18 protein-coding genes and 1 tRNA gene are annotated in these 24,239 nt (G+C 59.8%); 11 read left to right on the top strand and 8 right to left on the bottom strand.

From position 1 onward, the window contains the following. Positions 1–254 (bottom strand): ATP-binding protein (locus MTR66_RS14580; RefSeq protein WP_243922301.1); only part of this gene is annotated, 254 nt, incomplete at its 3' end. An 820-nt stretch (positions 255–1,074) separates the two neighbouring features. On the opposite strand from MTR66_RS14580, the gene MTR66_RS14575 reads away from it, so the two are divergent. From MTR66_RS14575 to MTR66_RS14565, 3 genes are all read left to right on the top strand, one after another. Beyond that, a complete protein-coding gene (locus MTR66_RS14575; protein ID WP_243922299.1) occupies positions 1,075–2,625 on the top strand; it encodes a toll/interleukin-1 receptor domain-containing protein in 1,551 nt (516 codons plus the stop codon). Between the two features lies 1 nt (position 2,626). Next, positions 2,627–3,292: a hypothetical protein gene (locus MTR66_RS14570; protein ID WP_243922297.1), complete on the top strand. Its 666-nt coding sequence runs from the start codon at positions 2,627–2,629 to the stop codon at positions 3,290–3,292. A 141-nt stretch (positions 3,293–3,433) separates the two neighbouring features. Then, on the top strand, positions 3,434–4,795 hold the full coding sequence (locus MTR66_RS14565) for a tetratricopeptide repeat-containing protein (RefSeq protein ID WP_243922295.1): 1,362 nt from the start codon (positions 3,434–3,436) through the stop codon (positions 4,793–4,795). A 57-nt stretch (positions 4,796–4,852) separates the two neighbouring features. Here MTR66_RS14565 and MTR66_RS14560 read toward each other — a convergent pair whose 3' ends face one another. Beyond that, on the bottom strand, positions 4,853–5,506 hold the full coding sequence (locus tag MTR66_RS14560) for a Crp/Fnr family transcriptional regulator (RefSeq protein ID WP_243922294.1): 654 nt from the start codon (positions 5,504–5,506) through the stop codon (positions 4,853–4,855). A 208-nt stretch (positions 5,507–5,714) separates the two neighbouring features. Here MTR66_RS14560 and MTR66_RS14555 point away from each other — a divergent pair, with 208 nt between their 5' ends. Together MTR66_RS14555 and MTR66_RS14550 are read left to right on the top strand one after the other, a co-directional pair. Beyond that, complete coding sequence (locus MTR66_RS14555; protein WP_243922292.1) at positions 5,715–7,043, top strand: hypothetical protein; 1,329 nt, start codon at positions 5,715–5,717, stop codon at positions 7,041–7,043. An 11-nt stretch (positions 7,044–7,054) separates the two neighbouring features. Beyond that, the gene (locus MTR66_RS14550; RefSeq protein ID WP_243922290.1) at positions 7,055–8,104 is read left to right on the top strand and encodes a M12 family metallopeptidase; all 1,050 of its coding nucleotides are present in this window, start codon (positions 7,055–7,057) and stop codon (positions 8,102–8,104) included. 378 nt (positions 8,105–8,482) lie between these two features. Here MTR66_RS14550 and MTR66_RS14545 read toward each other — a convergent pair whose 3' ends face one another. From MTR66_RS14545 to MTR66_RS14535, 3 genes are all read right to left on the bottom strand, one after another. Further along, positions 8,483–11,905 (bottom strand): HD domain-containing protein, encoded by a 3,423-nt coding sequence (locus MTR66_RS14545; protein WP_243922288.1) that lies wholly within the window; start codon positions 11,903–11,905, stop codon positions 8,483–8,485. Positions 11,906–12,424: 519 nt separating this feature from the next. Beyond that, positions 12,425–13,675, bottom strand: coding sequence for a tyrosine-type recombinase/integrase (locus MTR66_RS14540; protein WP_243922286.1), 1,251 nt, complete (start codon positions 13,673–13,675; stop codon positions 12,425–12,427). Positions 13,676–13,837: 162 nt separating this feature from the next. Then, positions 13,838–13,911, bottom strand: a tRNA-Cys gene (locus tag MTR66_RS14535). Between the two features lie 184 nt (positions 13,912–14,095). Here MTR66_RS14535 and MTR66_RS14530 point away from each other — a divergent pair. Then, a complete protein-coding gene (locus MTR66_RS14530; RefSeq protein WP_243922284.1) occupies positions 14,096–14,620 on the top strand; it encodes a molybdenum cofactor guanylyltransferase in 525 nt (174 codons plus the stop codon). 2 nt (positions 14,621–14,622) lie between these two features. On the opposite strand, the gene MTR66_RS14525 is transcribed toward MTR66_RS14530, so the two are convergent. Both MTR66_RS14525 and MTR66_RS14520 read right to left on the bottom strand, forming a co-directional pair. Further along, positions 14,623–15,378 carry a winged helix-turn-helix transcriptional regulator gene (locus MTR66_RS14525; protein WP_243922282.1) on the bottom strand — a complete coding sequence of 252 codons (756 nt, stop codon included), beginning with the start codon at positions 15,376–15,378 and terminating at the stop codon, positions 14,623–14,625. A gap of 142 nt (positions 15,379–15,520) precedes the next feature. Continuing rightward, positions 15,521–16,720, bottom strand: a complete 1,200-nt coding sequence (locus MTR66_RS14520) for an LL-diaminopimelate aminotransferase (RefSeq protein WP_243922280.1) — start codon at positions 16,718–16,720, stop codon at positions 15,521–15,523. Between the two features lie 215 nt (positions 16,721–16,935). Between MTR66_RS14520 and MTR66_RS14515 the strand changes: the two genes are divergently transcribed. The 5 genes from MTR66_RS14515 (at position 16,936) to lptG (ending at position 23,044) form a co-directional block, all read left to right on the top strand. Next, entirely contained in the window at positions 16,936–18,798 is a 1,863-nt protein-coding gene (locus MTR66_RS14515) for a PHA/PHB synthase family protein (protein ID WP_243922278.1), read from the top strand. Positions 18,799–19,123: 325 nt separating this feature from the next. Beyond that, a complete protein-coding gene (locus MTR66_RS14510; RefSeq protein WP_243922276.1) occupies positions 19,124–19,999 on the top strand; it encodes a phasin family protein in 876 nt (291 codons plus the stop codon). Between the two features lie 116 nt (positions 20,000–20,115). After that, a complete protein-coding gene (clpS, locus tag MTR66_RS14505; RefSeq protein ID WP_243922274.1) occupies positions 20,116–20,502 on the top strand; it encodes an ATP-dependent Clp protease adapter ClpS in 387 nt (128 codons plus the stop codon). Between the two features lie 216 nt (positions 20,503–20,718). Continuing rightward, complete coding sequence (gene lptF / locus MTR66_RS14500; RefSeq protein WP_243922272.1) at positions 20,719–21,945, top strand: LPS export ABC transporter permease LptF; 1,227 nt, start codon at positions 20,719–20,721, stop codon at positions 21,943–21,945. Between the two features lies 1 nt (position 21,946). Beyond that, positions 21,947–23,044, top strand: coding sequence for an LPS export ABC transporter permease LptG (gene lptG / locus MTR66_RS14495; RefSeq protein WP_243922270.1), 1,098 nt, complete (start codon positions 21,947–21,949; stop codon positions 23,042–23,044). Positions 23,045–23,052: 8 nt separating this feature from the next. Here the strand turns inward: lptG and MTR66_RS14490 are convergent, their stop codons facing one another. Further along, the gene (locus MTR66_RS14490; protein ID WP_243922268.1) at positions 23,053–24,156 is read right to left on the bottom strand and encodes a fatty acid desaturase family protein; all 1,104 of its coding nucleotides are present in this window, start codon (positions 24,154–24,156) and stop codon (positions 23,053–23,055) included. Between the last annotated feature and the right edge of the window lie 83 nt (positions 24,157–24,239).

Below are 24,239 nucleotides of genomic sequence, written 5' to 3'. Positions count from 1 at the left end.
CAAAGCCACACGGCTAACCACCGCTTCATTTGTGCAACAAAGCCCTCCGCATCGGGCCCAATACAAACCGCGTTTTTGCAGTCGGCCAAGTTTGCACGCACACGGTTGATGAGCATGGTTTTGCCGATGTTTTCCGGCCCGGACACGTGGAAGGCGGGTTCGGCGTTGGCTGGTATTCGTGCAGCAACCAATCGCACTGCCGCCTCCAATTGCCTGACTTCCGCATCTCGACCGATAAGCACGTGTGTCCTCATGCCCTCAACATGGCGAAATGTGTCTACGCGCGTCAACGATAAACACCTCTATTTGGTGTTGATCTTCCCTTATTTGGAACTTCAGATAAAGAAGTCGTCCGGGGTGACTCCCCATTAGAAGCCTTCCTTGCAGCTTCTTCTAGCGGTAAAGCGCCACCTTCGAAAGGCCATTCTGATCTTCGATGTAGCGTCCCCTTTTCAAGGCAGGCTCCTTCAGCATAACGATCACATTACAGGAAAACTCCCATTCGAATCTTAGAATAATCGCGGCGTCGGAGCTTGTCCGTTTGCTCGCGAAATGGCGAGGCAGGGATAGGCTGAACGTCCGCATCAGCCATGCCACTTCAAAAATCTGTCAGTCCACAAACGGCCCGGTTTATGTCATTCTGCGATGACCGTCGGATGGCGGTGAACGACGGCTTCTGTCGAGAGCTGCCGTTCATCAAGGCGCATGCGAGTGGCAGAAATGTCCCACGGTACGGCGTTAGCTTTCGGCAGAAGCGACCCTAGTCGGTCGTTCAGACGCCAATTTGTTTTCCCCAGGAGCGGACCGTTCAGTTCTTCTATCGGTACCTTCCAAGAACAATTTCAGTGATCCTCGGATCGGCTAGGTTGGGCAAGTTAGGTTTCACGAATTCTAGCTTGTCCGGCGTGGATGTTTTCGCGAAAAGTTGCCGGATATTCGTATTCCCAGGTAGCGCGGACCAAACTTCTCCCAAAGTGTTTTGGTCGACCCGATCCGGGTCGGTATCCAGTCGGTGCGAATGTGGTAAGATGTGAGGCCATTCGCGACCGGGAGGCGACAACGTTGGGAGCAAGCTTGCGTGAAGACGGAGGTGCCGGGCAGCGCTTCGGGGCGTTCCTGAGCTATAGCCACGTCAACGTCCGGGAAGCCACGCGGTTGCACCGGCGACTCGAAGGGTTCCGCCTCCCACGGCATCTCCGGCAGGATAGGGGGAACGGGGCGGGGCGGATTGGCCCGATCTTTCGCGACCGCGAGGATCTGCCCGCAGCATCCGATTTGTCGACATCGGTGCGGGCTGCTCTCCAGACGTCATCGACCCTGATCGTCTTGTGCTCGCCCGCGGCACGTGCCTCGCCTTGGGTCTCGCGCGAAGTTCAGACCTTCTGCGAGCTTCACCCCGACCGGCCGGTGCTGGCTGCGATCCTTGAAGGCGAGCCGCTCGCCGTGATGCCTGAGCAACTGCTTCTGGATCGCGAGCCGTTGGCCGCGGATCTACGCAAGGAAGGCGATGGGCGCAAGCTGGCCTTGCTCAAAATCGTTGCCGGGATCGCCGAAGTCCCGCTCGACGCCCTGATCCAGCGCGATGCACAACGCCGCCTGCGCCGCGTGATCGCCATCACGCTCGCATCACTGATTGGCATGGTAGCAGCGGCGGCCATGAGCATTGTCGCAATCCAGTCGCGCAACGAAGCGCTGGCCCAGCGGGCTCAGGCCGAGAGCCTAGTAGAGTTCATGCTCACCGACTTGCGCCGCCAGCTCAAGGCAGTTGGGCGGCTCGACGTGATGGAAAACGTCAATCGGAGGGCAATGACATACTATACCGATCAGGGCGCCGCCGAGGATTTTTCCGATGACAGCCTGGAACGGCGCGCCCGGATCTTCGGCGCGATGGGCGAGGACGCGGAAAACGCAGGCAATTGGGGCCTCGCCGAAACGCGCTATCGCGAACTCTACGATACTACCGCGGCACTGCTCCGCCAGCATCCGAAGGACCCGCTGCGCACGCTCGCTCATGCCCGCAGCGAGAATCGGCTGGCGCTGCTGGCGCTTTCCCGCGGCCATCGTCCCGAGGCGGAGGCAGGTTTCCGCCGGACGCGGACCATGCTCGATGGCATCGGCGCGTGGGGTCGCAGCCAGGCCGCCTGGATCAAGCTGGCCGGTCTGGTCAACGGCAACATCTGCGCGGTCGAGGTCCGACGGGGGCTGCCGGGCGCGGACACGCTGGCGGACTGCGAACGGGCGGTCACGTTGACCCGCGACTTGGCGACGGAGCTCCCGGAAAATGGAGGCGCCGCCTACGATCTAGTGTTCCACCTGATTTGGTTAGCGGATGCGCAATCTGCGAATGGCCAGGCCGACGCGTCCTATGCCACCCGAATGCAATCGCTAGCCGCAAGCAGCGCGCTCGTCGCTCGCGATCCGAGGAACATGCTCTGGCGCGAACAGCAAATGGAAGTCTTCGTCCGCCATGCGGCTTGGCTCGGCGAGGTCGGGCACCTGAAGGAGGAACAGGCGTTCCTCGTTCGCGCGGGCCAGCTCGCCGACGACCTTGTGCGGCGTGATCCGGCCAATGCGACGTGGAGCGGATATCGCGATCGAATCCGCAGGATGATCAAAGGAGGGTAACATGGAAACGACGGAAATAACGACAGAGATCGCAAAGGTGATCCGCCACTACATCGTCGCGGCTAAAGACGGGCCAGCCAGATACATGTTCGAACGGGAAGTAGCCGTCGGTGGGCGGGATCCGGAGACGATTATCAAAGGCTGGATCGACGAGGTGTGTACGTACGGATTTCCCAAACCAGATCAATCTCAGAGGGTTCTCCGACCTACCAGCGATCCATTGTCCGACAATCTTGATATTGATCTAGGAATTGAGACAGGAACGATAACCATCGTCATCCAGCTGCCACCTGATGATACTACAAAATCGAAATTGAGCTTCGTGGACGACAAGTTCATCGAATTGCCGTCCAATTTCAAAGGAGGCAGAAAATTCGTCGTCGTCGACCGGAATCAGGATCCGAGTGGCAAGTGGCTGAAATTGACCATCGATCTCGAAGTCCTTCGCAATTCGGCTTTGGCTAGAGAGATTAAGGCCATACTGAAAGATGACGACGGTCATGTTCCGGTTATGGCGATCCCGTTCACTTTGAACATCACAGACACCGGCCTGGGCTTTTCCCCCTGGATGCTACCTGTGGATCCCGAAACCCTCCCGCACCTGACGTTTACGCATGGGGGCGTCCATCCTAATGCGAGCTACAACTTTTACGTCTCGCTTGCTTGACCCCGTCGAGATCGACGTTGGCCCTGGGGTTAGTGTTCGCGATTGCGCCACCTTTGAGATATCGCCGGATGAAATCGCCGGGCCGGCCTGCCACACAACAGCGGCCGGTCCGGACGGAGGTTGCGCGTGATGTCTCCGAGAATGAATGACAAGGCCCATATTCTCCAGCTGGCAAGGGCTGGCGCGCTCGAGCTTGCGTGGGCCGTGCTGGAGAGCAGCGGCCTTGCCGCAGAAGATGGCGATCCCGGCGCGCTGACGCTTAGGGCGCGACTAGTCAAGGACCGGGCGGTTCGCGCACATGGGGAAGAACGGATCCGGCTATTCGACGTATCCGCCGAGCTGTACGATCGCGCTGCCCAAATCCGCCGGGCGAGCTATCCGCTGATCAATGCCGCGGCCCTCGCGCTCTTTTCCGGCCGGGCAAGCCAAGCGCAGGCTCGCGCTCAGGACGTGCTGGACTTGCTCGAGTCCAATCCAGACGAGCCGGAGACCCCGTACTGGCTTGGCGCGACCCGGGCCGAGGCACTGCTTCTGCTTGGCCGGGTAGCGCAAGCTCGCGAGGCATTGTGCGCCGCCGTCGCCCGCGCGCCCCGCGCGTGGGAAGACCATGCCGCGACGCTTGGCCAGTTCCTGCTGATCTGCGGTGAGCTCGGCATTGCAACGGAGTGGCTCGACCGCATCCGCCCGCCCCGTTCGATAAGCTACTCGGGTATCATGGCGGTACCGCAAGAGGATCGGGACGCGCAGGATGCGGTCGCCAATTGGCTGATGCGCGAGAACGTGGGCTTCGGGTTTGGCGCGCTCGCCGCGGGAGCGGACATATGGATCGCGGAGGCGTTGATCCAGCGCGAAGCGGAACTCCATGTCGTGCTGCCTTGTGGCATCGACACGTTCCGCACCTGTTCGGTGACTGCGGTGGATCGTACATGGGATTCGCGGTTTCAGCGCCTGCTGGAGCTCGCATCCTCGGTGACAGAGCTCTTGCCGGTGTCCGGGCTCACTCTGGCGGATGTCGCGCTGGCAGAAGACGTCGCTGCCGGGTTCGCGACTGACAATGCCCGCCGGCTGCGCTCACATGCCGGCAAACTGCACGTCGGGTCGGGCTGCGAGGATGGCACGGGGGATGGCGATGTCAGCCGTGTGGCGGTCGCGCGGATGACGGACGCAGGCGGGATGGCGCTGCCGATCGGCCCGGATCGCCTCTATTGTCTCGTGCGTGCCATGTCCGGGCAAAGGGAACGGCTCACCGCTGCAGCCGCGCCTGCCACGCTCGAACATTGCCGTGCGACGGGTGGACGGGCGGGCATCGCGGTCAGCCTGGGTGATGAGGCTGCCTCAATGGCCAGGGCCGCGGCACTGGCGCGGACGGCGCAACCCGGTCAAATCCTCGCGACGCGTGATGCCGCGTTCGCGCTTCTGGCGCTCATGCCTAGGACACGGATCGAGGCCATGGGCGATCTGCGGACCGAAGACGCGCGATTTGCCTGTTATGCTGTGTTCTGAACTGGCCCACGCCGCGTCTCAATGAGATGAACTCAGCGAATTCATCGGGCGCCGCGGTCACACGACAAGGTCTTCGATCAGCCGGGGGGCAGCGATGATCCATTCTCCGGCCGTCCGTTCGATGATGCCGCGCCTTTCTAGGATCGAGATGGCGCGGGAAGCGGTCTCGCGCGTCGTCTGCGCTTCCACTGCCAGCGCAGCGATGACCGGCGCAGGTGCTATCCGTCGCGCGCCGTTCGCACGATCCAGCAAGCGCTCATAGACCCGCCCATTCGCCGAAAGCGTGATCCGCGAAGAGAATTGCCGCAGAATCGCGCCGTATTGGCGTGCAAAACGATCAGCGAGGCCACTGCCGATCTCCGGCGCGCCGCGAGCTATGTTACGGAGCAGCGTGGCATCGAATGTCGCCAGTTCCACCGCGTCACAGCACAGTACATCCGCACTGTGTGTCGCTTCAGTCGAATAGGCACCGAACACGTCGCCCGGTTCCAGCAGCACGATCCGGACGTACTGGCCCTCACTGCCGAGCACTTTGACCTCCGCGGTGCCGCTCACCAACACGCAGCACCGGTCGGCGCAATAGCCTTGGTTGGCAAGCGCCGAGCCCCGCCCATGCCGTGACCACCGCGCCAGCGGCCGAACGGTGGAGGCAATCTCCTCCGAACAAGCGAATATCGCGGCAAGCACCGCGAGTTCTTCTGCGGCGGTCATTCAAGTTACTCCGGCTCTTTCAGTGTCCGCTGCCATCGTGCCGGAGAATACTGTTTGGTTCGTGCATGGGCACTGAAAATATTTGTTCCGGTCACCGAATACCGCCCAGGCGTGACGATCATCACGCTCAACCCAGATCTAGTTGGGCCAGATTGGCGATGTCGAATCAAGTCCTTTTTGATGGAACTGAAATCAAATGGAGGTTGTGATGCGTAATTCCTTGAAACACATGGCGCTGACCGCAGGCATCATTGGTCTGACGTCACCTTGGACTTCGTGTGCAGCGGCAAAGCCGATCAGCACTTTCTATTATCTGCCGAAAGTCACTGCCAGCGCAACTGTGCAGCAGCGGATCGTCACCTGTTCGAGCGATCCGCAAGGGATCGAGGTCGTGACGACATGGGTGCTCAAGGCAAGCGCCAATCCTGACTACGCTGATCCCGTCGAACTCGATGCGAGCGCGGGCCTTTTCGTCGACCGGACCCTCGACATGAAGCTCTCGCCCGAAGGAATGCTCAAGGAGCTCAATGCCAAGAGTGCGAACCGAACCGGCGAATTCATCACTTCGGTGGTCAAACTGGCGGGCACTCTGGCACCGATGGTCGCGGGACTGCCGCCGATCCCGGCCCCCATGCCGACCTTGAGCGCATCATTTGTTAACGAAAACAAGAAGTACCCGAACCCAGTCCCCATCAAGACGTCACTGTGCAATGACACGACGCTCAAGCGTCTGGAACAGCAGCGCAACCTGATTGAGGATATCACGAAACTCGAAGACGACATCACCGCAGGCAGGGCCGGTGCGGCAACGATCGATCAGCTCGCCCGACGGCGCAAGGCACTCGAGGCGGTGCATGCACTGCTCACGCTCAGCGCATCGTCGGATGGATTGGAAAAGCAGTTCGGATCGCTGACTCCCTGCGCCAGCAAAGAACACTGCAAGCCTAGCGGATCAGTGAACCTGCGGATTGCCAGCTACGATGCCTGGTTCACTGAAGCAGGTAGCCGTCCGGCCTCGATCATCGGCGCCGACAAGGGATTCCTCGTCAAGTGGGCCGCTTCGTCGGATGCCGCATCAGCGCTGGCATCCGCTCCCGGCGTGTACAACCCACCAACAGACAAGGAAAAGTCCCGGCAAGGACGCGAACTCATCTATCTCCGCCCCGTCCCCGCGACCCTTGTGGTCGGCCCCCGGCTCGACGCGGGCGACGACTTCGACCCGTCGCCACGAGCGCGCTCGGCCAGCGGATCGCTCAATTTCGTCGTGCCCCAGCTTTCCCCACGCTTCGCACTGCCTCTTGGCGCGGGCGGAATCTTCGGCTCGCGCTCGGTAAAGGGCGTTTTCGACGGCTTCGGAACCCCGAACGAGCTTTCATACGGCTCCGAATCCGGCGCGACGGCGATGGCTTCCGCGGCTGACTCTTTCGGCAACACCGTAATGGGCGTCCACGATGCGGAATTGACTGAACTCAAGCATCTCAATGACCTGCACGACGCGCAGGAGAAGTACCGCACCTACATGACCTCCACCAACTAGGGAGCTGAACAATGACGGAACCGCTCAACGATTTGATGCATTGCGCCTTGCCGAAGACGGAACCCAAGCCGTTGCCTGCCGGCCTTGGCGACATGCAGACCAGCGCGATCGTGCTGGTGGGCAACAAGTGGATCAACGGCACTGACATCACCTACTTCTTCAAGGACATTGGTGCCAATCGCTGGCCGAAAGCCCAGAAGCAAGTGGTCCAGGCCGCGTTCGCGAAATGGAAAGCGCAGGGCATCGGGCTGACCTTCACCGAAGTCGCCAACGAGGTGAACGCCATCCTCAAGATCGGTTTCGTGCAGGGTGACGGAAGCTGGTCCTACGTCGGCACCGATGTCAACAAGTACCAGCATGGCGGGCGCAACATGAACTTCGGCTGGGACCTCACCACGCCTTGGGGGCATGCCACCGCGCTGCACGAGATCGGCCACGCGATCGGCATGCCGCACGAGCACCAGAGCCCGCTCTCTGGCATCGTCTGGAACGAGGCGAACGTGCTTGCCGCCTTCAAGGGGCCGCCGAACAACTGGAGCGAAGACACCATCCATTGGAACATCCTTCGCCACCTCTCGCAATCGGAAGTGCAAGGCTCGAGTTGGGATCCCAAATCGATCATGCACTATCCGTTCGAGGCCAAGATGATCCAAGCGCCGGCGCCGTGGAACAAGTCGGGCACCTCGCCGAATACGGAGCTTTCGGCGAACGATATCGCCTTCGTGCAGCGGTTCTATCCGCCACTCCCCGCGGCACCGGCCATGCCGGAGGGAACTCTGGTGCCGATCTCGGATGCAACGGGCGATCAGGCAGATTTCAGCTTCACGCCGACGGAAACTCGCGACTACCGCATTCAAGCGGTCGGTGAAGCGGACATCAAGCTTGCCTTATCCGAACTCGCCGAAGATGGCGTGAACCGTATGCTCAGGATTGCGGACGATTCGGGCAAGCCAGTCAACGCTGCGATCACTGCGGGTCTCGAGGCGGGCAAGGTCTACACGATCCACGCCCGGACCTACTTCGCCGGCGCCCCAAGCAAGCCCCACCTCGTCATGCTGTGATCGCGCAATGTGGCGACTGGTCCAAGAGGGCCAATATCTGTCGGTGGCGCGTAACCATAAGCAGATGATTGCCTACAGCGCCCTTGGCCATATCGTTATGGCCGAGAGCGCTGTAGAGACTGTCACTATTGGCTGCGCATTGCAGGATGCCCGAGACCGCCCCAAAGCCAGTCGTTCAGATCAGTTACCGCGAGCGTCTCACATTGACCGAAGCTGCCGATCAATCGCTCGGATGCAGACCGTTAGGAAGGCGCCCATGTCGGACATTAACGTCGGAAATCTGTAGTTCCAAAAGCGGTCATATCCCCAACGTCTCCAGGCACATCGATTCTACTGGCCTATCGAGTTGGCCAATCGTCGGGAATCAACTTATCCCCCTCACGCCAACATTCGCACCTCTTCTGCGCGGATCATAATGGCTTCAGCCAATGACCTCAATTCAGGCGTTTTCATACGCTCTACGTGATAGTTTAAAAACTCTTGCCGGTCGTCGTCATTCGAGAAGCGGTCCCGGTACTTCCAAGCCTGCAACATCGCATCAAGTTTGTCGATGTCTTTGGCGATCACGGCGACTCGAGACGCCCCACTCTCGAATTCCTCAAACCACCCTTCAAATTTTTTCAGGACTGACAGTCCTCCGTAGACTGATAAGCTCGAGATCCGAGAAACCGCTTCGGCTTCCTTCTCCTTCTTTGCTCCATCCTTCGGCGTGTAGTCGCCGATGTAAACCTCTCCAATATCATGAGTTGCTACCAATTCGACCAGATGAAGTCGCTCACCATCGGATAGTGGAGGCTGCGTTGCTTCACCAACGATGAGTGCAAGCAAAACAGTCCCGTAAAGATGGGCCCCTACTGACTCCATCATGTCTTCGGGATCTCCGAACCCACGCTCAGCCCAACCCGCGCGAGGCATGTCCTTTAGCGAGTAGAGATCTAGGATCGCATCGATTGTAGCAAAACGCTCGCTTTGAAGGACATGCTCCATCATTCTAAGAAATGAGGTCAGTACAGCGCCAAGTGAGATTGGACTCTCTTTGATTTCGCGCAAGAGAGACAAGCACTCCGTTTTGATGGGGTCAGGCAACTCTCCGCGTTCATGACGCGTACGCACGATTGTGAAATATGTCAGGACGGCAATTCGATCATACTGAAGCGCCTGCTTTCGCGAGAGCATCGCGCTGATTTTCCGCAGCAAAGCCCGTCGTGTCCGGGACCATCCTACTTGCCTCTCTTCGAGCGCTAGCTCGACACTAAATCCTGTACTGGGATGATCTCCGTAGTATTCCATGTGGAAATACTGATTGAGTAAATCCTCTACTCGATCATGAAGAACATTTTCTATGTAGTCATCTGTTGCTTTGGCGTCGCCGCTCATGGCCAAACTGATGAAGAGTGTACGACGGCCAAGTCGGCCATACTTCTCCGATTGATCTATCGACGAGATATCGCTGAAGCCTCGCTCTTGGCTTGGGAAGCGCTCAAGCGTTCCAATTCCTACTGCCTCAGAAAGTATCTCACTCGCGATTGCCTTCCCTTTATTGCTTTGAGCGCGTCCCGCTAGGTAGAGCGCAAAAGGGAGCGCATTGTCTTCGTAAGCATTGAAAAGCGTCTTTGCTGCTTTCATCACGCCCTCCTCAACGTCTTGGTCGAGTAGGATGTCCTTTACGCTAGCATTGACATTGTCGGCAAAGATCAGGCCGAAAAATGTATCGGAATCAATTTCGTATTGGCTGAACGGATCAGATCCTCGGCCAGATAGCTGAAGCAAGTGCGTGATTGCTTTCGCAACAAGCGCTGACTGGACCAGACGAGGGTAGTGCCGGAAATTCTCCTCATAAAACCGCCTGATACAAGCGCGTTCTGTGGTCAGCGATGTAGCATGAAGCTCCCTGATATGGGCGCGCAATGCTTCGACGCAGACATCTTCGAATGTTAGCTCAGGGGCATTGTCGCCACTGGCACCCAAAGCGTCGGGGTCAGCATCCATGACCAAGTTTCGAATTGCAGCAAGAATGAATTCCGTGCTCGTGCGCAGCTCTCTGAAGGCCTTCTTCGTCTCGTTGTGCATCACAAGCGAAATGACGAAATGATTGATGTATCTGAAACCGAGATTTTCGACCGTAGTTAGGACTTGGGCGGTCTTCGTGTCTATGTCAGCAATTCCGGGCGATGATCCAGCGATGCCGTGGACGATGTGTCGGGCTTCGTCCTTATCGTGGAGCTGAGTGCTTTTCAGCTCCCACTCGGCGGCGAAAGAGTAATCGTAGACATACGGTGACTTTTTGTCCGGGTCGGTAATGCGAATAAGATCAAAGTGGTCTACCCCAAACGCGAAGATCCATGTGACATCTTGACCCGCAAAAATACTCTCGAGAGCGCGTAGAATAGAGCGCTCAGAATCATCTCCATAGAGCTCGTCGAGCAATACAAAGATTTTTTCGCTGTCACTCCAATCTAACCCGAAGTCTTCGTCGATGGCGCTTTTCAGGCTGTTCTGTACCTGCCTCTTCTCGACGATCGTTTTGAGCGCTTTCATGCTCAAAAAAATGCAAGTCGCGTTCTTGCACCTTTCTTGAAGGCTTCGGCGCGCGCTCATGAGAAAGGCGCTTTTGCCGCATCCTCCATGCCCTAGTACCAGGAAGCGAGTACCCTTCTTTGAGCTGGTGGCTCTCTCAATGAAATCTGAATATGTAGCTGCTTCCCAAGTGTCGCTTCTCGTGCCCCGCCTAAGATTTGCGAAACGAGCATTTAATTGGTCTTCATTCGGTTGGATCCCAATCTGCTGGCCAGGATAATCTGTCTGGTAATGCCGATTGATTTGGGCTGGTCTTAACGGCGGGACCGCCCGAGTGTCATCGAACAAAGGACTTCGCTCGATAAGGGCCACCAATGCTAAAAGCACGTTGTGCATCGCCCATTTTCTGATCAGCCCGGACTGGATTGCGTCAAACGACTTTTTGCGCTTGTCTCCTGGATCGCTGATTGCTCGGAGTGCGAAGAAGCGAGGGCGATCTTCAAGAGCGAGTAGAGCGTCGGACACGAGACCGCTTTCCATATCGATCGCGATGTAGTTTCGATTAGTACCAGCGAGCACATGCTCATGGAAATTGCGTGATTTGTTGACAACGGTTCCGACAGCGAAAGGCCCCTCCTTCACTTGGGGTTTTCGCGCCAGGATGCCCTCTTCGATCCAATCCGAGACAGAAGACCGCTCATCAGGAGACAACTCCGCGTTTACAGAGCGACTCATTTTCTCAAGACTTGGGAACGCTGCTTGGTCGGCGAAACTCTTACCCCGCATCAAGCTCAATAATGCGCGATCACTATGTAGCCAGTTCCCGCCAGGAACCAACCTGTAGTCGTCCACGCCTTCGTCTTCGATTGCCGCCCGGTGATCAAAAACATTAATCATGCTCGGGACGACCACATCTCCTACCTTTGCGTCGTTGCCAGCACGCCCCGAAATCCCGATGCTAAAGACAAACTTTGGCGAAAAATTCTTGGCGAATAGAACGGCTGCTTCGCGAGCTCGGTCACCGACAGCCCCAACCATCACTGCGATCCCGGTTCGCTTGACGCCATTGGCGTCGTAGAATGTGAATTCCGAATAGCTGAAGGTCTCGAGCTTTTTTGGGGCTTCCAGCTTGATGAGATCTACATCGTAAAAGGCTTCCGCCTCCTCGGCGAGAGCCACGACTAGCATTACATCTATACTTGCAGCCCGATTCATACCGCCCCCAAATCTGGTCAAGAGATTAAAACATGGAGCAAATACATGAGAAAGCAACAGCTCGCTCATGCCATTGCAGCGATCAAGAAATTAAGTAGGCGAAGCACTTTTTTGCATCAACGACCGATGGCTGATTGTCAGCTTTTGTCGAATATCTGCTCAAAAGCTGCCGTTCAGCTCCCGGCCCAGTCTATGTCGTTCTGCGATGTCGGTAAGACGGGCGCTGACCGACGGCTTCTGACGAGAGCTGCCGTTCGGAAAGGCGCAGGCGAACGGCAGGATTGTCCCAAAATGCGTCATTCATGCTGACCGAAGCGGAGCCGAATGAAGGGCCGTTTTTGACGATCTGGCTTTGCGCCGTGAACGTTGACAGCATCGGCGGGAGGAGCTGTTTCGTCTCGACGATTTTCCGGTTATCTTCCCATCGATAAGCAGCTACCTGCGAATCGCAGCCATGCCGATCCATGGCAATCCAACTACAGCCAAAAGATTCCCGGGATTGGTTGGGGGGTCTTTTTTTGGGCGGCGTTTTCTAACCTTCTGATATAGAATTAGAAAAGTAGCCGATTTGGCTTCCCGCTACCGCTTTCAAGACCCACTGTGGCCGAATTGCGGACGAAGAATCGTTGCACCATCGCGCAGGAGTTCGAGGTGGTTAGACCAATGCTGCATCATGCGCACTCGTTCGTCCCAATATTGCCCTCTTGCATATGCGCGGCGGATTGAATTGCCGTCTGCGTGGGCAAGTTGACGCTCGATAGCATCTGGATTCCAGTTCCCCATTTCATTGAGTAAGGTGGCTGCGAGGGCGCGAAAGCCATGAGCGGTCATTTGATCTTTGCTGTATCCCAGGCGCCTAAGAGCTGCGTTGAGGGTATTGTCCGACATGGGCCGATCCAGCGCTCGAAGCGATGGGAACAGGAAGGAACTGTAACTTGCGTCGTGTTCGATTTCCTTAAGGAGCCGGATGACTTGCTCGCTCAACGGCACTGCATGTGGACGTCCCATCTTCATTTTATGGGCAGGAATCGTCCAGGTTCGCCTTTCCAGATCGAACTCGTCCCATTCTGCCCAACGAAGTTCACCGGGCCGGACGAAAACGTGGGCCAAGATTTGAAGTGCCGTGCGAGTTAGCGAGTGGCCATCATAGCCGTCAATTGCACGCAATAGGGCACCGGCCTCTCCAGAGGTGGTAACGGCCGCTCGGTGGGTTGTCTTGGGCGTGACGAGCGCGCCAAGCAGGTCAGACGCGACATTGCGTTCAGCTCGCGCTGTCGAAATGGCGTAACGATATACCTGACTACAAGCGGTTCGAATTCTGTTGGCTGTATCGTAGCGCTTTGTCGCTTCGACCTTCTTCAGCGAAAGCAGGAGTTCATGTGCTGAAATTTCCGATATCGGACGCCTTCCAATGTCCGGGTAAACCTTTCGCAGAAGCCACCGTGCCTTTTTGACGGTCATTTGAGCTGCGCCTTCCTTTTCGATCTTGTCGAGCCATTCGTCGCCGATGGCTTGGAAGGTGTTGGCCGCAGCTAACGATTTGGCGATCTTTTCCAGCTTGGCTTGATTGTAGGGATCTAGGCCTTTCGCCAGCTGCCTGCGCGCTTCGAGTAGCTTGTCTCGCGCTTCTACTAGGGTGATCTCAGGCCAGCGGCCGAAGGAGAGGGTTCGTTGCTGAGTGCCAAAGCGGTAGTTCATCCGCCAGTAGCGAATGCCGCTGGGCTTGATCAGAAGATAGAGTCCATCTCGGTCCGCAAGTTTGTATGCCTTCTCCTTCGGTTTCGCGTTCCTGATCGCGCTGGCGCTGAGTCCCTTTCTGCTCGTCCTGTCTGCTGCCATTGATGGACCTCCAAACCGTGGTCGGACGGAGGTCCATCATCCGTACCATCATTGGTCCCGGATGGAGCCAGATCCGTCTGGACCGTGGCGGAGATTATAGCAGGAAAAATGGCGGAAAACAGCCGTTTGGCGGACGTCGATGGACGCCTCTGGAGGCTGTAATGGAGGCCCGAGCCGGAATCGAACCGGCGTATACGGATTTGCAGTCCGCTGCGTCACCACTCCGCCATCGGGCCATCCGTGTGGAGGAATGCGCGCCTAGCAACGGATCGGGCAGGGTGCAACTCAGATTCGCGTTCGAGGCGGCAAAACCTTGGCGGCGGGGAATTGAAGCCAGTATTTCCGGCTCTTTCTTGTCATGCCGTTCGGCGGTTATGGTGAAGGCAGCCGATCGTCGGCAACGTCATCTGGAGTGTGCCTATGATTCTCGGAGCTGTTCTTGCCGGGGGATTGTCCAGCCGCTTTGGCAGCGACAAGGCGCTGGCCGAACTGAACGGGCATACGCTGATCGCGCTGGCGGTCGATGCCCTGGCGGGCTTGTGTGAGCATGTGGTCGTGACCGGGCGGGAGATGGCGCCTGCGCCGACTCTGCCTGACTGGCCTCGGGCCGGGATGGGGCCTCTCGCCGGGCTGGCCGCGGCGCTGCATCATGCGCGCGACGAGGGGTATGAAGCGGTGCTGACGTGCGGTGTGGATGCGGCTTTCCTGCCGGAAAATTTGCTGGAGGCATTGGCGCCCGCGCCTGCCTGCCTTGCGGCGCAGCCGGTGATCGGTTTCTGGCCTGCGACGGCCGCGCCCGAGCTTGAGAGATTACTCCATAGCGACGAGCGGCACTCGATGCTGCACTTCGCGGAACTGGTCGGCGCGCGGCAAGTGCAGATCGCGGCTCCGGTCCCGAATATCAATACACCCGGCGACTTGGCGGCACTGTCAGACAGATCGTGATATCAGACCGGCAGTGACATCCAGCTCGGGGTTTTGCCGGTGCCCTGAGGGGAAAACCGCGTTGCGGCCTGTTCCTGTTTGGCGCTGTGCTTGTCGCTGGCAATGCGCAGGCAATAACCGCCTTCTTGCGCCGTTTCGATAACACCCTGCAGGCCACCGATCGCCAGCTTGCGCCGCAAGCGCGACATGTGGACGGCGATGCTGTTGGTTTCCGGCACGAAACCCATGTGCCACACGTCGTGGATCAGCGTCTGCTTGCTGACCGGGCAGTTAGGACTGTCGGCCAGCCGCCAGAGCAGGGCGAATTCGCGGGGATTGAGATTGAGCGGTTTGGTCCCCGCATGCGCTTCGCGGGCAAGCAGATCGAGGCGGAGCGAACCGAAATGGCGCTGGCGCGGCAGCCAGTGGGAGAAATCGAAGATCCGGCTGGCCCGGGCGCCCAGTTCTTCCAGCACGACCGTGTCCGAAACGACATCCGCGAATCCGTGCTGCAACAGCATGGCGCGTTCACTGGCGCGCTTCACACCTGTCACCAGGATGCAGCGCCGTGCTTCCTTCGGATAGGCGGACAGGACGCGCATCCAGGCAACGCTGTCGAGGTTGCCCGCGTCGATGATGCCGACACAGTCGGGCGAAGGGCTGCTGTCCTCATCGAGGACCCAGCCGTCACGCCGCAGGTCGATGGTGGAGGGAAGCGGACCTGCTCCCAGCCAACAGAACTGGAATGAATCCCCCCCACGCTGATTTGAAGCGCCCATTAATCCCCCGTTGCGGTTGCTGGCGTGTGGCTGCCGGCTGGCGAAGCGTCGGGGAGAAGATCAGGGGGAAGGGGATTCGGAACAACTCGCAAAATCTTACAGGAATGACCTGTGGTTTTTCCCTATAATGTGGGGTTTTCCCTCAGGAAACCGGGGTATTTACCCCCATGGATGACAGGTAGCGCTTCACGTTGCGCGCGGCCTGGCGCAGGCGCTGCTCGTTCTCGACCATGGCGATGCGCACGAAGCCTTCGCCGTCCTCGCCATAGCCCACGCCCGGTGCCACGGCGACTTCGGCGTGGGTGAGAAGCTGCTTGGAAAATTCCAGACTGCCCATCTCCTTGAGCGCGGGGGGCAGGGGAGCCCAAGCGAACATCGAGGCCTTGGGGCTGGGGATTTCCCATCCGGCGCGGCCGAAGGCTTCGACCATCACGTCGCGCCGCTTCTGGTAGAGCTGGCGGTTGCGCTCGACGATGTCCTGCGGGCCGTTGAGCGCGGCGCAGGCAGCGGCCTGGATCGGGGTGAAGGCGCCATAGTCGAGGTAGGACTTTACGCGCGTCATCGCCGCGATCAGCCGCTGGTTGCCCACGGCAAAGCCCATGCGCCAGCCGGCCATCGAATAGGTCTTGCTCATCGAGGTGAATTCGACCGCCACGTCCTTGGCGCCGGGCACTTCGAGGATCGAGCGGGTCGGGTTGCCGTCGTAGTAAAGCTCGGAATAGGCGAGGTCGGACAGGATCCAGACCTTGTTCTCCTTCGCCCAGGCGACAAGGCGCTCGTAGAAGGCGAGATCGACCGTTTCGGCCGTCGGGTTCGAGGGGTAGTTTACCACCAGGATCGAGGGGCGCGGGACTGTGAAGGCCATCGCCCGGTCGAGCGATTCCCAATAGTGTTCGTCCGGCGTCGTCGGCACCGAGCGGATCGTCGCGCCCGCGATGATGAAGCCGAAGGTGTGGATCGGGTAGCTGGGGTTGGGCGCCAGCACCACGTCGCCCGGCGCGGTGATCGCGGTGGCGAGGCTGGCGAGCCCTTCCTTGGAGCCCATCGTCACTACCACTTCGCTTTCGGGATCGAGTTCGACGCCGAAGCGGGTGGCGTAATAGTTGGCCTGGGCGCGGCGCAGGCCGGGGATGCCCTTGGATTGGGAATAGCCATGGGCATCGGGCTTGCGCGCCACTTCGCACAGCTTGTCGATCACATGCTGGGGCGGCGGCAGATCGGGATTGCCCATGCCGAGGTCGATGATGTCCTTGCCCGCCTGGCGTGCCGCGTGGCGCATCGCGTTGACTTCGGCGATGACATAGGGCGGCAGGCGCTTGATGCGGTAGAACTCGTCTTCCATGACCTCTTTGAATCCATAAATCTGGCGGCAACAGCGCCGCCCCGTCCCTGTAGGGGATTACGCCCGTTGCGCAAATGCCCCATCGTTGCAAAGATTGTAACATAACTTGATGGCGCAAGGCCCCGGTTGGGACTCGACATGGGGCGTGCGGAAAGCCAAACCTGCGCGGAACAGGCCCTGTACACCTGAGTGCACACCGAGGAGCTCGATTGCCCATGGCGAGTGACGCCAGCGACCTGATGAACGACGTCCTGCGTACCCAGACCGAGACCGTTGCCACCCTGTTCGGAGCGCTCATGCCCGCCGACGGCGCGCCCGAGGCGGAAAACGCCGTGCAATGGGCGCAGATCGCGGCCCGCATGCAGTCGCTGTGGACCGATTATCAGGTAGAGCAGCTTGGCAAGGTCAAGGACAATCCCCCGCACTATGCCGATCCTGTGAAGTGGATTGCCACGGCCGAGGCGGTGCTCCAGCAATTGCCGCTGACCAATCCGCAAGTGCAGCAGGAAATCTGGAACGAAGTGGCCGGGCTCGTGAATGCGGTGTTCGGGCAGTATGGCATTGGGCCCAGAGGCACAGAAGGGCCTGCGCAGGATCCGGAACTGCCGCGTTCCGATGGACGCTTCGCCGCTCCCGAATGGCGGCAGCAGCCGTTTTTCGCCTTGCTGCATCAACTTTATCTGCTGCTTGGCGAGAAGGTGATGGGGCTGGTCGAAGCTACCGACGGGCTGGAGCCCGCACGCAAGACGCAGCTCGCCTTTGCCGCGCGGGCCATGATCGACGCGCTCAGTCCGGCCAATTTCCCGCTGACCAATCCGGTGGCGCTCAGCCGCGCCGCCGAAACGCGCGGCGAAAGCCTGGTGCGCGGGTTCGAAAACATGCTGCAGGATCTGCGCAAGGGGCAGTTGACGCATACACCGGCCGATGCCTTCGTGCTGGGCGAGAACATTGCCGTCACCCCGGGCAAGGTCGTCTACGAGACGCCGCTTTTCCAGCTGATCCAGTACACGCCGACGACGGACAAAGTGCTGAAGACGCCGCTGGTGATCTTCCCGCCGTGGATCAACCGGTTCTATATCCTGGACCTCAATGCCCGGAAAAGCTTCGTGCGCTGGGCAGTGGAGCAGGGTGTCACGGTCTTCATGGTGTCCTGGAAATCCGCCGATGCCTCGATGGCGGATATGGTCTGGGACGACTACATCAAAGCCCAGATCGAGGCGATCGATCATGTGCGGGCGCGGCTGGGCGTGCCGTCGGTGCATACGATCGGCTATTGCGTGGCAGGCACGACGCTGGCCGCTACGCTCGCGGTCATGGCGCGCCGGAACGAGGCGGACAAAGTGGCCAGCGCCACGTTTTTCACCGCGCAGGTGGATTTCGAGGATGCGGGCGATCTCAAGAATTTCATCGACGATCAGCAGATCGAAACCATCGGCAAGCTTTCGCCCGAAGGCTATCTGGACGGACGCTATCTGGCGGCGACGTTCAATATCCTGCGCGGTAACGATCTGATCTGGAGTTACGTCGAAAAGAACTATCTCAAGGGCGAGGACTACCCCGCTTTCGACCTGCTGCACTGGAATGGCGATGTCACCAATCTTCCAGCGCGCTGGCACCGGGACTATTTGCGCGATCTCTATCGCGACAACCGTCTTGTCGTGGCGGATTCGCTGCAGGCCTGCGGGGTGCCGATCGACTTGCACCGGATCGATACGCCGGTCTACATCCAGGCCGGGCGCGAGGATCATATCGCGCCGCCCGCGAGTGTGTGGAAGCTGACGCACTACCTGTCCGGGCCCTGGACCTTCCTGCTGGCGGGCTCGGGGCACATTGCCGGTGTGGTCAATCCGCCGTCGTCCGGCAAATACGGATACTGGACCAACGAAGGGTCTCCCGAAACGCTGGAAGACTTCGCCGCAGATGCGCAGGCGCATACCGGAAGCTGGTGGCCGCACTGGCGCGAATGGCTTGGCGGGATCGATTCCACGCAGGTTCCGGCACGCGGCAAGCGGCGGCCGGGCGGGCGTGGCGACAAGGTCATAGAGGACGCGCCGGGCCGTTACGTCTCGACGCGCTGACAGGGCTGCCGGCCTCCCTTCTGTTTCGAAGGACGGTGAATTTTTGCTTACCCAGCCCGGCGCCACTCCGGCTCCATGTAAAGGTTTTCATGATTTGCCAGAGGCTTGCTGGCATATGCCTTTCGCATTCAGCACACATTGTGCAGTGCAGCATAAATTGTGCGCCGCAACAAATTCATGTTGACTTCGCGAACGCAAAAACCTATTTTGCATTGCAGCAACGATAATGCCGACTCGGTTTTAATTTGAGTTCCGGCATTTCGGGCGATGGCCGGAGCCAAATCCGGGCCGATGTTTAAAAGTATTCGATCGCTGGACAAGTTAAATGGCCGCAAACGAAGACCCAAAAGACATTGATGCTGCCGACAAGGCCTATCAGACTGCCGCCGATGCGGTGCCTGTGAAGCCTGCGGCGGAGAAAGCCCCGGCGCGCAAGGCGCCGGCCCGTAAGGCAAAGGCTGCAAGCCCGAAGCCGGCAGCTGCTCCCAAGGCGGCGAAACCGGCGCGTGCCAAGCCTGCCGCCAAGCCTAAACCGGCGGCGAAGCCCGCAGCGGCGCCGAAAACGCCTGCTGCAGTGGCCAAACCGGCTGCAAAAGTTGTTCCGGTGAAGGCTGCGGCCAAGCCGGCTGCCAAGGTTGCCAAGGAAGGGGAAAAGCCGGCTCCGGCCGCGGTAACTCCAAAGGCAGCCACTCCCAAAGCGGCAAAGACCGCTCAAGAACCCGCGTTCGCAGGATTTTTCACCAACTTCATGCTCAAGGATACGACGATGGACATGAGCCCCAATTTTTCCGGTTTTCAGGATGCAATGACCGAAGCCCAGACCAAGGCGAAGGAAGCTTTCGACAAGAGCACCAAGGCTCTGGGCGAAGTGAGCGACTTCACCAAGGGCAATGTTGAAGCTGTGGTGGAATCGGGCAAGATTCTCGCCGAAGGCATGCAGAGCATCGGTTCGGAACTCGTTTCGGAAGGCCGCAGCGCGTTCGAAACCATGACCGGTGACATCAAGGAGCTCGCCGCCGCCAAGTCGCCGACCGACTTCTTCAAGATCCAGAGCGAAATGATGCGCAAGAACTTCGACAGCGCTGTCGCTTACGGTTCCAAGAACAGCGAAACGATGCTCAAGCTCGCCAGCGACGTCATGGCGCCGCTCTCCGGCCGCGTCAGCATGGCCATGGAAAAGGCCCGCTCGGCCGCGCTGTAATCGCGCGGCTGCCACTCGGCCGGAGATTCGTTTCATCCGGCCTGAGGGGCTGAAAAGCGACATTCTCGGCCGGGGCATCTTGAAGAAAGGTGCCCCGGTACGATATTCTGCCCGTCATGATTTCCTCTATCGCCGATTCCGAACGCTCGTGTCCCTGGCCTGTCTATGCCGGGGACGATCACGATTCGGACGGGAGCCCGGATGGCGACGAACAGGTCGGCATTGCCACCAAGACCCGTGCCAAACCCAAGAAACCGAGCCAGTTCAAAGTGCTGATGCTCAATGACGACTACACCCCGATGGAATTCGTGGTGCTGGTCCTCAAGCGTTTCTTCCAGATGGACCTGGAACAGGCGACGCGCGTCATGCTTCATGTCCACCAGAAGGGCGTGGGCGTCTGCGGCATCTTTCCCTATGAAATCGCCGAGACCAAGGTGAACCAGGTGATGGATTTCGCCCGGCAGAACCAGCATCCGCTGCAGTGCACGCTGGAAAAGGCGTAACGGCCTGAATTTTCAGGGCAGGGCTGAGCCGGACCCGTTCCGGCATGGGCCGGATAGATTCTTTTTCATGCCTGTTCGCGGTGGAGTGCCGGTTTGGCGGCCTGACTGTGGTTTCTACGCAACGGCTCATCGGCTAGCCGCCGCTTGCCCCTCTTTCCCCTGCGCCGGGATGCGGTTAAGGCATTTCGCGATTGCCCCTGAGTATCGCGGAGCCACGTGAAATTCATTAGCCCCATAGACCGGTACATCTTCCGTCTCGTGCTGATGCCGATGCTAGCGATCTTCCTGCTCGCAGCCTCGCTGCTCGTGCTCGACAAGATGCTGCGGCTGTTCGATTTCGTCGCGACCGAGGGCGGCCCGATCGGCGTGGTGTTCAAGATGCTGGGCAACATGCTGCCCGAATATGCCAGCCTGGCGATTCCGCTCGGGCTGATGCTGGGCATCCTGCTGGCGTTCCGCAAACTGGCCACCAGCAGCGAACTCGACGTTATGCGTGCGGTGGGGCTCAGCTATACCCGCATGCTGCGCGTGCCGTACATGATCACGCTGTTCATGGTGGCGCTCAATTTCGCCAATGTCGGCTATCTTCAGCCGCTGGCGCGCTACGCCTACGAACAGCTCAATTACGAGCTGAAATCGGGCGCCTTGGGCGCGTCGATCAAGGTTGGCGAGTTTACCTCGCTCAAGGATCGGATCGCACTCAAGATCGACGAGAGCCAGGACGAGGGCAGGCGGCTGATGGGCATCTTCGCCCGCGTCGCCAATGACAAGGGGCAGGTTCTGTCCATTTCGGCGCGCGAGGGGCGCTTTCTGGCGCTCAAGGGCTCGCCCGATACGATCATCCTGCGGCTGGAGCAGGGGCAGATCATTCAGGACGAACCGGGGCAGGAATCGCGCGTGTTGACATTCACCCGGCACGATCTGCCGATCGAATTGCCGCAGATCGAGAAGTTCCGCCAGCGCGGCGGCGCGGCGCGTGAATACCTGTTGCCCGAATTGATGAAGCTCGGCTGGAGCGACACACAGTCCGGGGACGGGCGCGCGTCCAGCCAGGCCAACTTCAGTTACCGCATGGTGGAAGTGGTGATGATGCTGCTGTTGCCGCTGATGGCGGTGGCGCTGGCCATTCCGCCCAAGCGGTCGACATCGGCGCTGGGCCTGTTCGTCTCGATCGTGATGATCGTGGCCTATCACAAGGTGAACCAGTACGCGAACGACGTGGCTTCGCTGGGCAAGATCAACCCGGTTCTGGGGCTGTGGGGGCCGTTCGTGGTGTTCGCCGCACTGATTCTATGGATGTACTGGCGCGTGGCCTATGTGCCGGGCGGGCAGGCGATCGGCTGGCTGGAGAAGCTGGCGGAGAACGTCGCCAAGATGTTCAAGTCCCTGCTGCGGCGCAACCGCCGCGGCCCCTTGCTGCCCACACCGGCGGACCCATCCTGACATGCAGCTTGAATTCTTCCCCTCGCGCACGCTGACGTTCTATCTCGCGCGTCTGTTCGTCACCCGCATTTTCGCGGTCCTGCTGATGCTGGTGCTGGTGCTGCAGGTGCTCGATCTGCTGGGCGAGAGCGGCGATATCCTGGCCTATCATGGCAATGGCCAGATGCAGCTACTCCACTACGTCACGCTGCGCATGCCGCAGCTGGTCGCGCGGTTTCTGCCCTATTCGGTGCTGCTGGCCACGATCATCACGCTGGTGACTTTGAACCAGAACAGTGAAGTCGTCTCGATGAAGGCGTCGGGGCTTTCCGCGCATCAGGTGCTGGCGCCGCTGATGCTGACGGCGCTGGCGATTTCGGGCCTGACTTTCGCGTTCAACGAAAGGGTGGTCACGCGCTCCAGCGCGGCGCTCGATGCCTGGCAGGCGGTCGACTATGGGCCGATCCCGAAAGCTTCGGGCGTGCGCAGCAATCTCTACTTGTCCGATGGCGGCGATCTGCTGCTGGCGAAGACGATGACCGGCACCGGCAATGCCATGGTCATGACCGGCGTTACCTTCTACCGGCGCGACGCGAACGACATGATCGTCGAGCAATTGCGCAGTCCGCGCGCGACATATGCCAATCCGGGCTGGAAGCTGGAAAAGCCGGTCCGTTTCGAAGTGGCAGGCACGCAGACCACGCAACTGGCATCGGCGATTGTCGCCAAAGGGCTGACGCCTTCCAAAGTCACGCTGGCCAAGGTCAGCGCCGATTCGGAAGACATCTTCACGCTGGCCCGGTCGATCAGGGCCATGCGCAATGCCGGACGGCGAACCAGCGCGCTCGATGCGGCGTGGTGGCACAAGATTTCAGGGCCTTTGTCGTCAACCTTGATGCCGCTGCTGGGGGCGGTTGCGGCTTTTGGCCTTGCGCGTTCGGGGCAAGTGCTGATTCGAGCCGCAATCGGCATGGCGCTGGGCTTTGCCTACTTCGTGTTCGACAATGCCGCCCTGGCCATGGGCAATTTTGGCGGCTATCCGCCCTTCGTGGCGGCCTGGGCGCCGTTCGTGCTGTTTGCCCTGATCGGGGAAACGGTGCTGATCAGAACCGAGGAATAGCGCCGGTCTTACCCGGCCCGCATCGTGCTGCGCGCCAGACGGGTCAGCAGCGGCATCAGGCCCTTGTAGCTCGCCTGCTCGTAAGTCGAACCTGCACCGAGATGTGCTGAAATCCGCCGGTGGCACTCGCCAAGCGAGTGATAGGGCATCGAGGGCAGCAAGTGGTGCAGCGCGTGGAAGCGCAGGCCTACAGGAGCCCACAGCGGCGAGAGCAGAGCGGGCGGCGGCACGTTGACCGAATCGAGATACTGCGCCGTCACTGTCATCGCTTCGCCGTCATTCTCCCACAAGTGCGCAACCAGCGTGCGCACCTGATTGAGGAAGGCCGTGAGCGACACGACGCACAGGGCGATGATCAGCGGCCGCCAGCCATAGGCGATGCTCGCAGCCACTAGCGCGATCGCCCAGATCGAGGCGCCCAGTTCCTGCCAGAACACCATGCGGGCAAAGGCGCCTTCGGGCTTGCGCCGGCGGTACTGCGGATTGATCGACAGCGAGGAGGCGCGTTCCCACACCAGCTTGCGCACGGGCGGGATGATCACACCCAGCGGCACCAGCAGCGCGGAGCGCACCAGCAGCGCTGGCGGTAGCAGGATCGCGGTGAGCGCGAAAACCGGCAGGCTCCAGGGCTTCATCAGCGCCAGAGGCATGTATTCGGGGTCTTCGATCGTGCCGTAGCGGGTGCGGGCATGATGCTGCGTATGCACGCCTTCGTACATGAACGAGGGGATCAGCAGGGGAATGCCGACGAGCAGGTTCCACACAAAACGGAAGCCGGGCAGCGCATCCTTGTGGATGTGAGTCAGCTCGTGGATGAACAGCAGCGCGCGGTAGAGTGCGAGCGAGGCGAGCAGGCCGCAGGCCAGTGCGGCCAGCGGACTGTCCAGCAGGATTGCCCCTGCCAGCGCGGCATAGCCCAGAGCTGCCGATCCGAGCATGTCCGGCCAGTAGATGGCGGCGCGGGCCGTCGCGATGTCGCGCGTCAGCTCGGCAGCGGCCCGCAGCATCGCCTTGTCGTCGGGAATCTGCGAATGCCAGGTGGAGGCGGTTCGCGCCGCAGGCTCCTGCTGGGGAGAGGGCCGGGGCTGGTCGATCACGTTCGGGGCAGTCATGCGTTCAATTCCAAAACATTCCGGGCAAAACCGCACCCGGAGCAAGGTTCGTGGAGATGGCGGGGCCGGCACCGCTTGACAAG

Source organism: Novosphingobium beihaiense, assembly GCF_022832375.1.
GTDB lineage: Bacteria > Pseudomonadota > Alphaproteobacteria > Sphingomonadales > Sphingomonadaceae > Novosphingobium > Novosphingobium beihaiensis.
The sequence above is the reverse complement of the archived record's forward strand: the minus strand, read 5'-3'. Positions and strand labels throughout refer to the sequence as shown.

Coding starts and splice junctions, on each gene's coding strand:
- MTR66_RS14540 (WP_243922286.1), bottom strand. CDS start 13,675: ATGGCAGCAGACAGGACGAGCAGAAAGGGACTCAGCGCCAGCGCGATC.
- lptG (WP_243922270.1), top strand. CDS start 21,947: ATGCAGCTTGAATTCTTCCCCTCGCGCACGCTGACGTTCTATCTCGCG.
- MTR66_RS14550 (WP_243922290.1), top strand. CDS start 7,055: ATGACGGAACCGCTCAACGATTTGATGCATTGCGCCTTGCCGAAGACG.
- MTR66_RS14555 (WP_243922292.1), top strand. CDS start 5,715: ATGCGTAATTCCTTGAAACACATGGCGCTGACCGCAGGCATCATTGGT.
- MTR66_RS14520 (WP_243922280.1), bottom strand. CDS start 16,720: ATGGAAGACGAGTTCTACCGCATCAAGCGCCTGCCGCCCTATGTCATC.
- MTR66_RS14530 (WP_243922284.1), top strand. CDS start 14,096: ATGATTCTCGGAGCTGTTCTTGCCGGGGGATTGTCCAGCCGCTTTGGC.
- MTR66_RS14560 (WP_243922294.1), bottom strand. CDS start 5,506: ATGACCGCCGCAGAAGAACTCGCGGTGCTTGCCGCGATATTCGCTTGT.
- MTR66_RS14525 (WP_243922282.1), bottom strand. CDS start 15,378: ATGGGCGCTTCAAATCAGCGTGGGGGGGATTCATTCCAGTTCTGTTGG.
- MTR66_RS14570 (WP_243922297.1), top strand. CDS start 2,627: ATGGAAACGACGGAAATAACGACAGAGATCGCAAAGGTGATCCGCCAC.
- clpS (WP_243922274.1), top strand. CDS start 20,116: ATGATTTCCTCTATCGCCGATTCCGAACGCTCGTGTCCCTGGCCTGTC.
- MTR66_RS14490 (WP_243922268.1), bottom strand. CDS start 24,156: ATGACTGCCCCGAACGTGATCGACCAGCCCCGGCCCTCTCCCCAGCAG.
- MTR66_RS14515 (WP_243922278.1), top strand. CDS start 16,936: ATGGCGAGTGACGCCAGCGACCTGATGAACGACGTCCTGCGTACCCAG.
- MTR66_RS14545 (WP_243922288.1), bottom strand. CDS start 11,905: ATGAGCGAGCTGTTGCTTTCTCATGTATTTGCTCCATGTTTTAATCTC.
- MTR66_RS14510 (WP_243922276.1), top strand. CDS start 19,124: ATGGCCGCAAACGAAGACCCAAAAGACATTGATGCTGCCGACAAGGCC.
- MTR66_RS14565 (WP_243922295.1), top strand. CDS start 3,434: ATGAATGACAAGGCCCATATTCTCCAGCTGGCAAGGGCTGGCGCGCTC.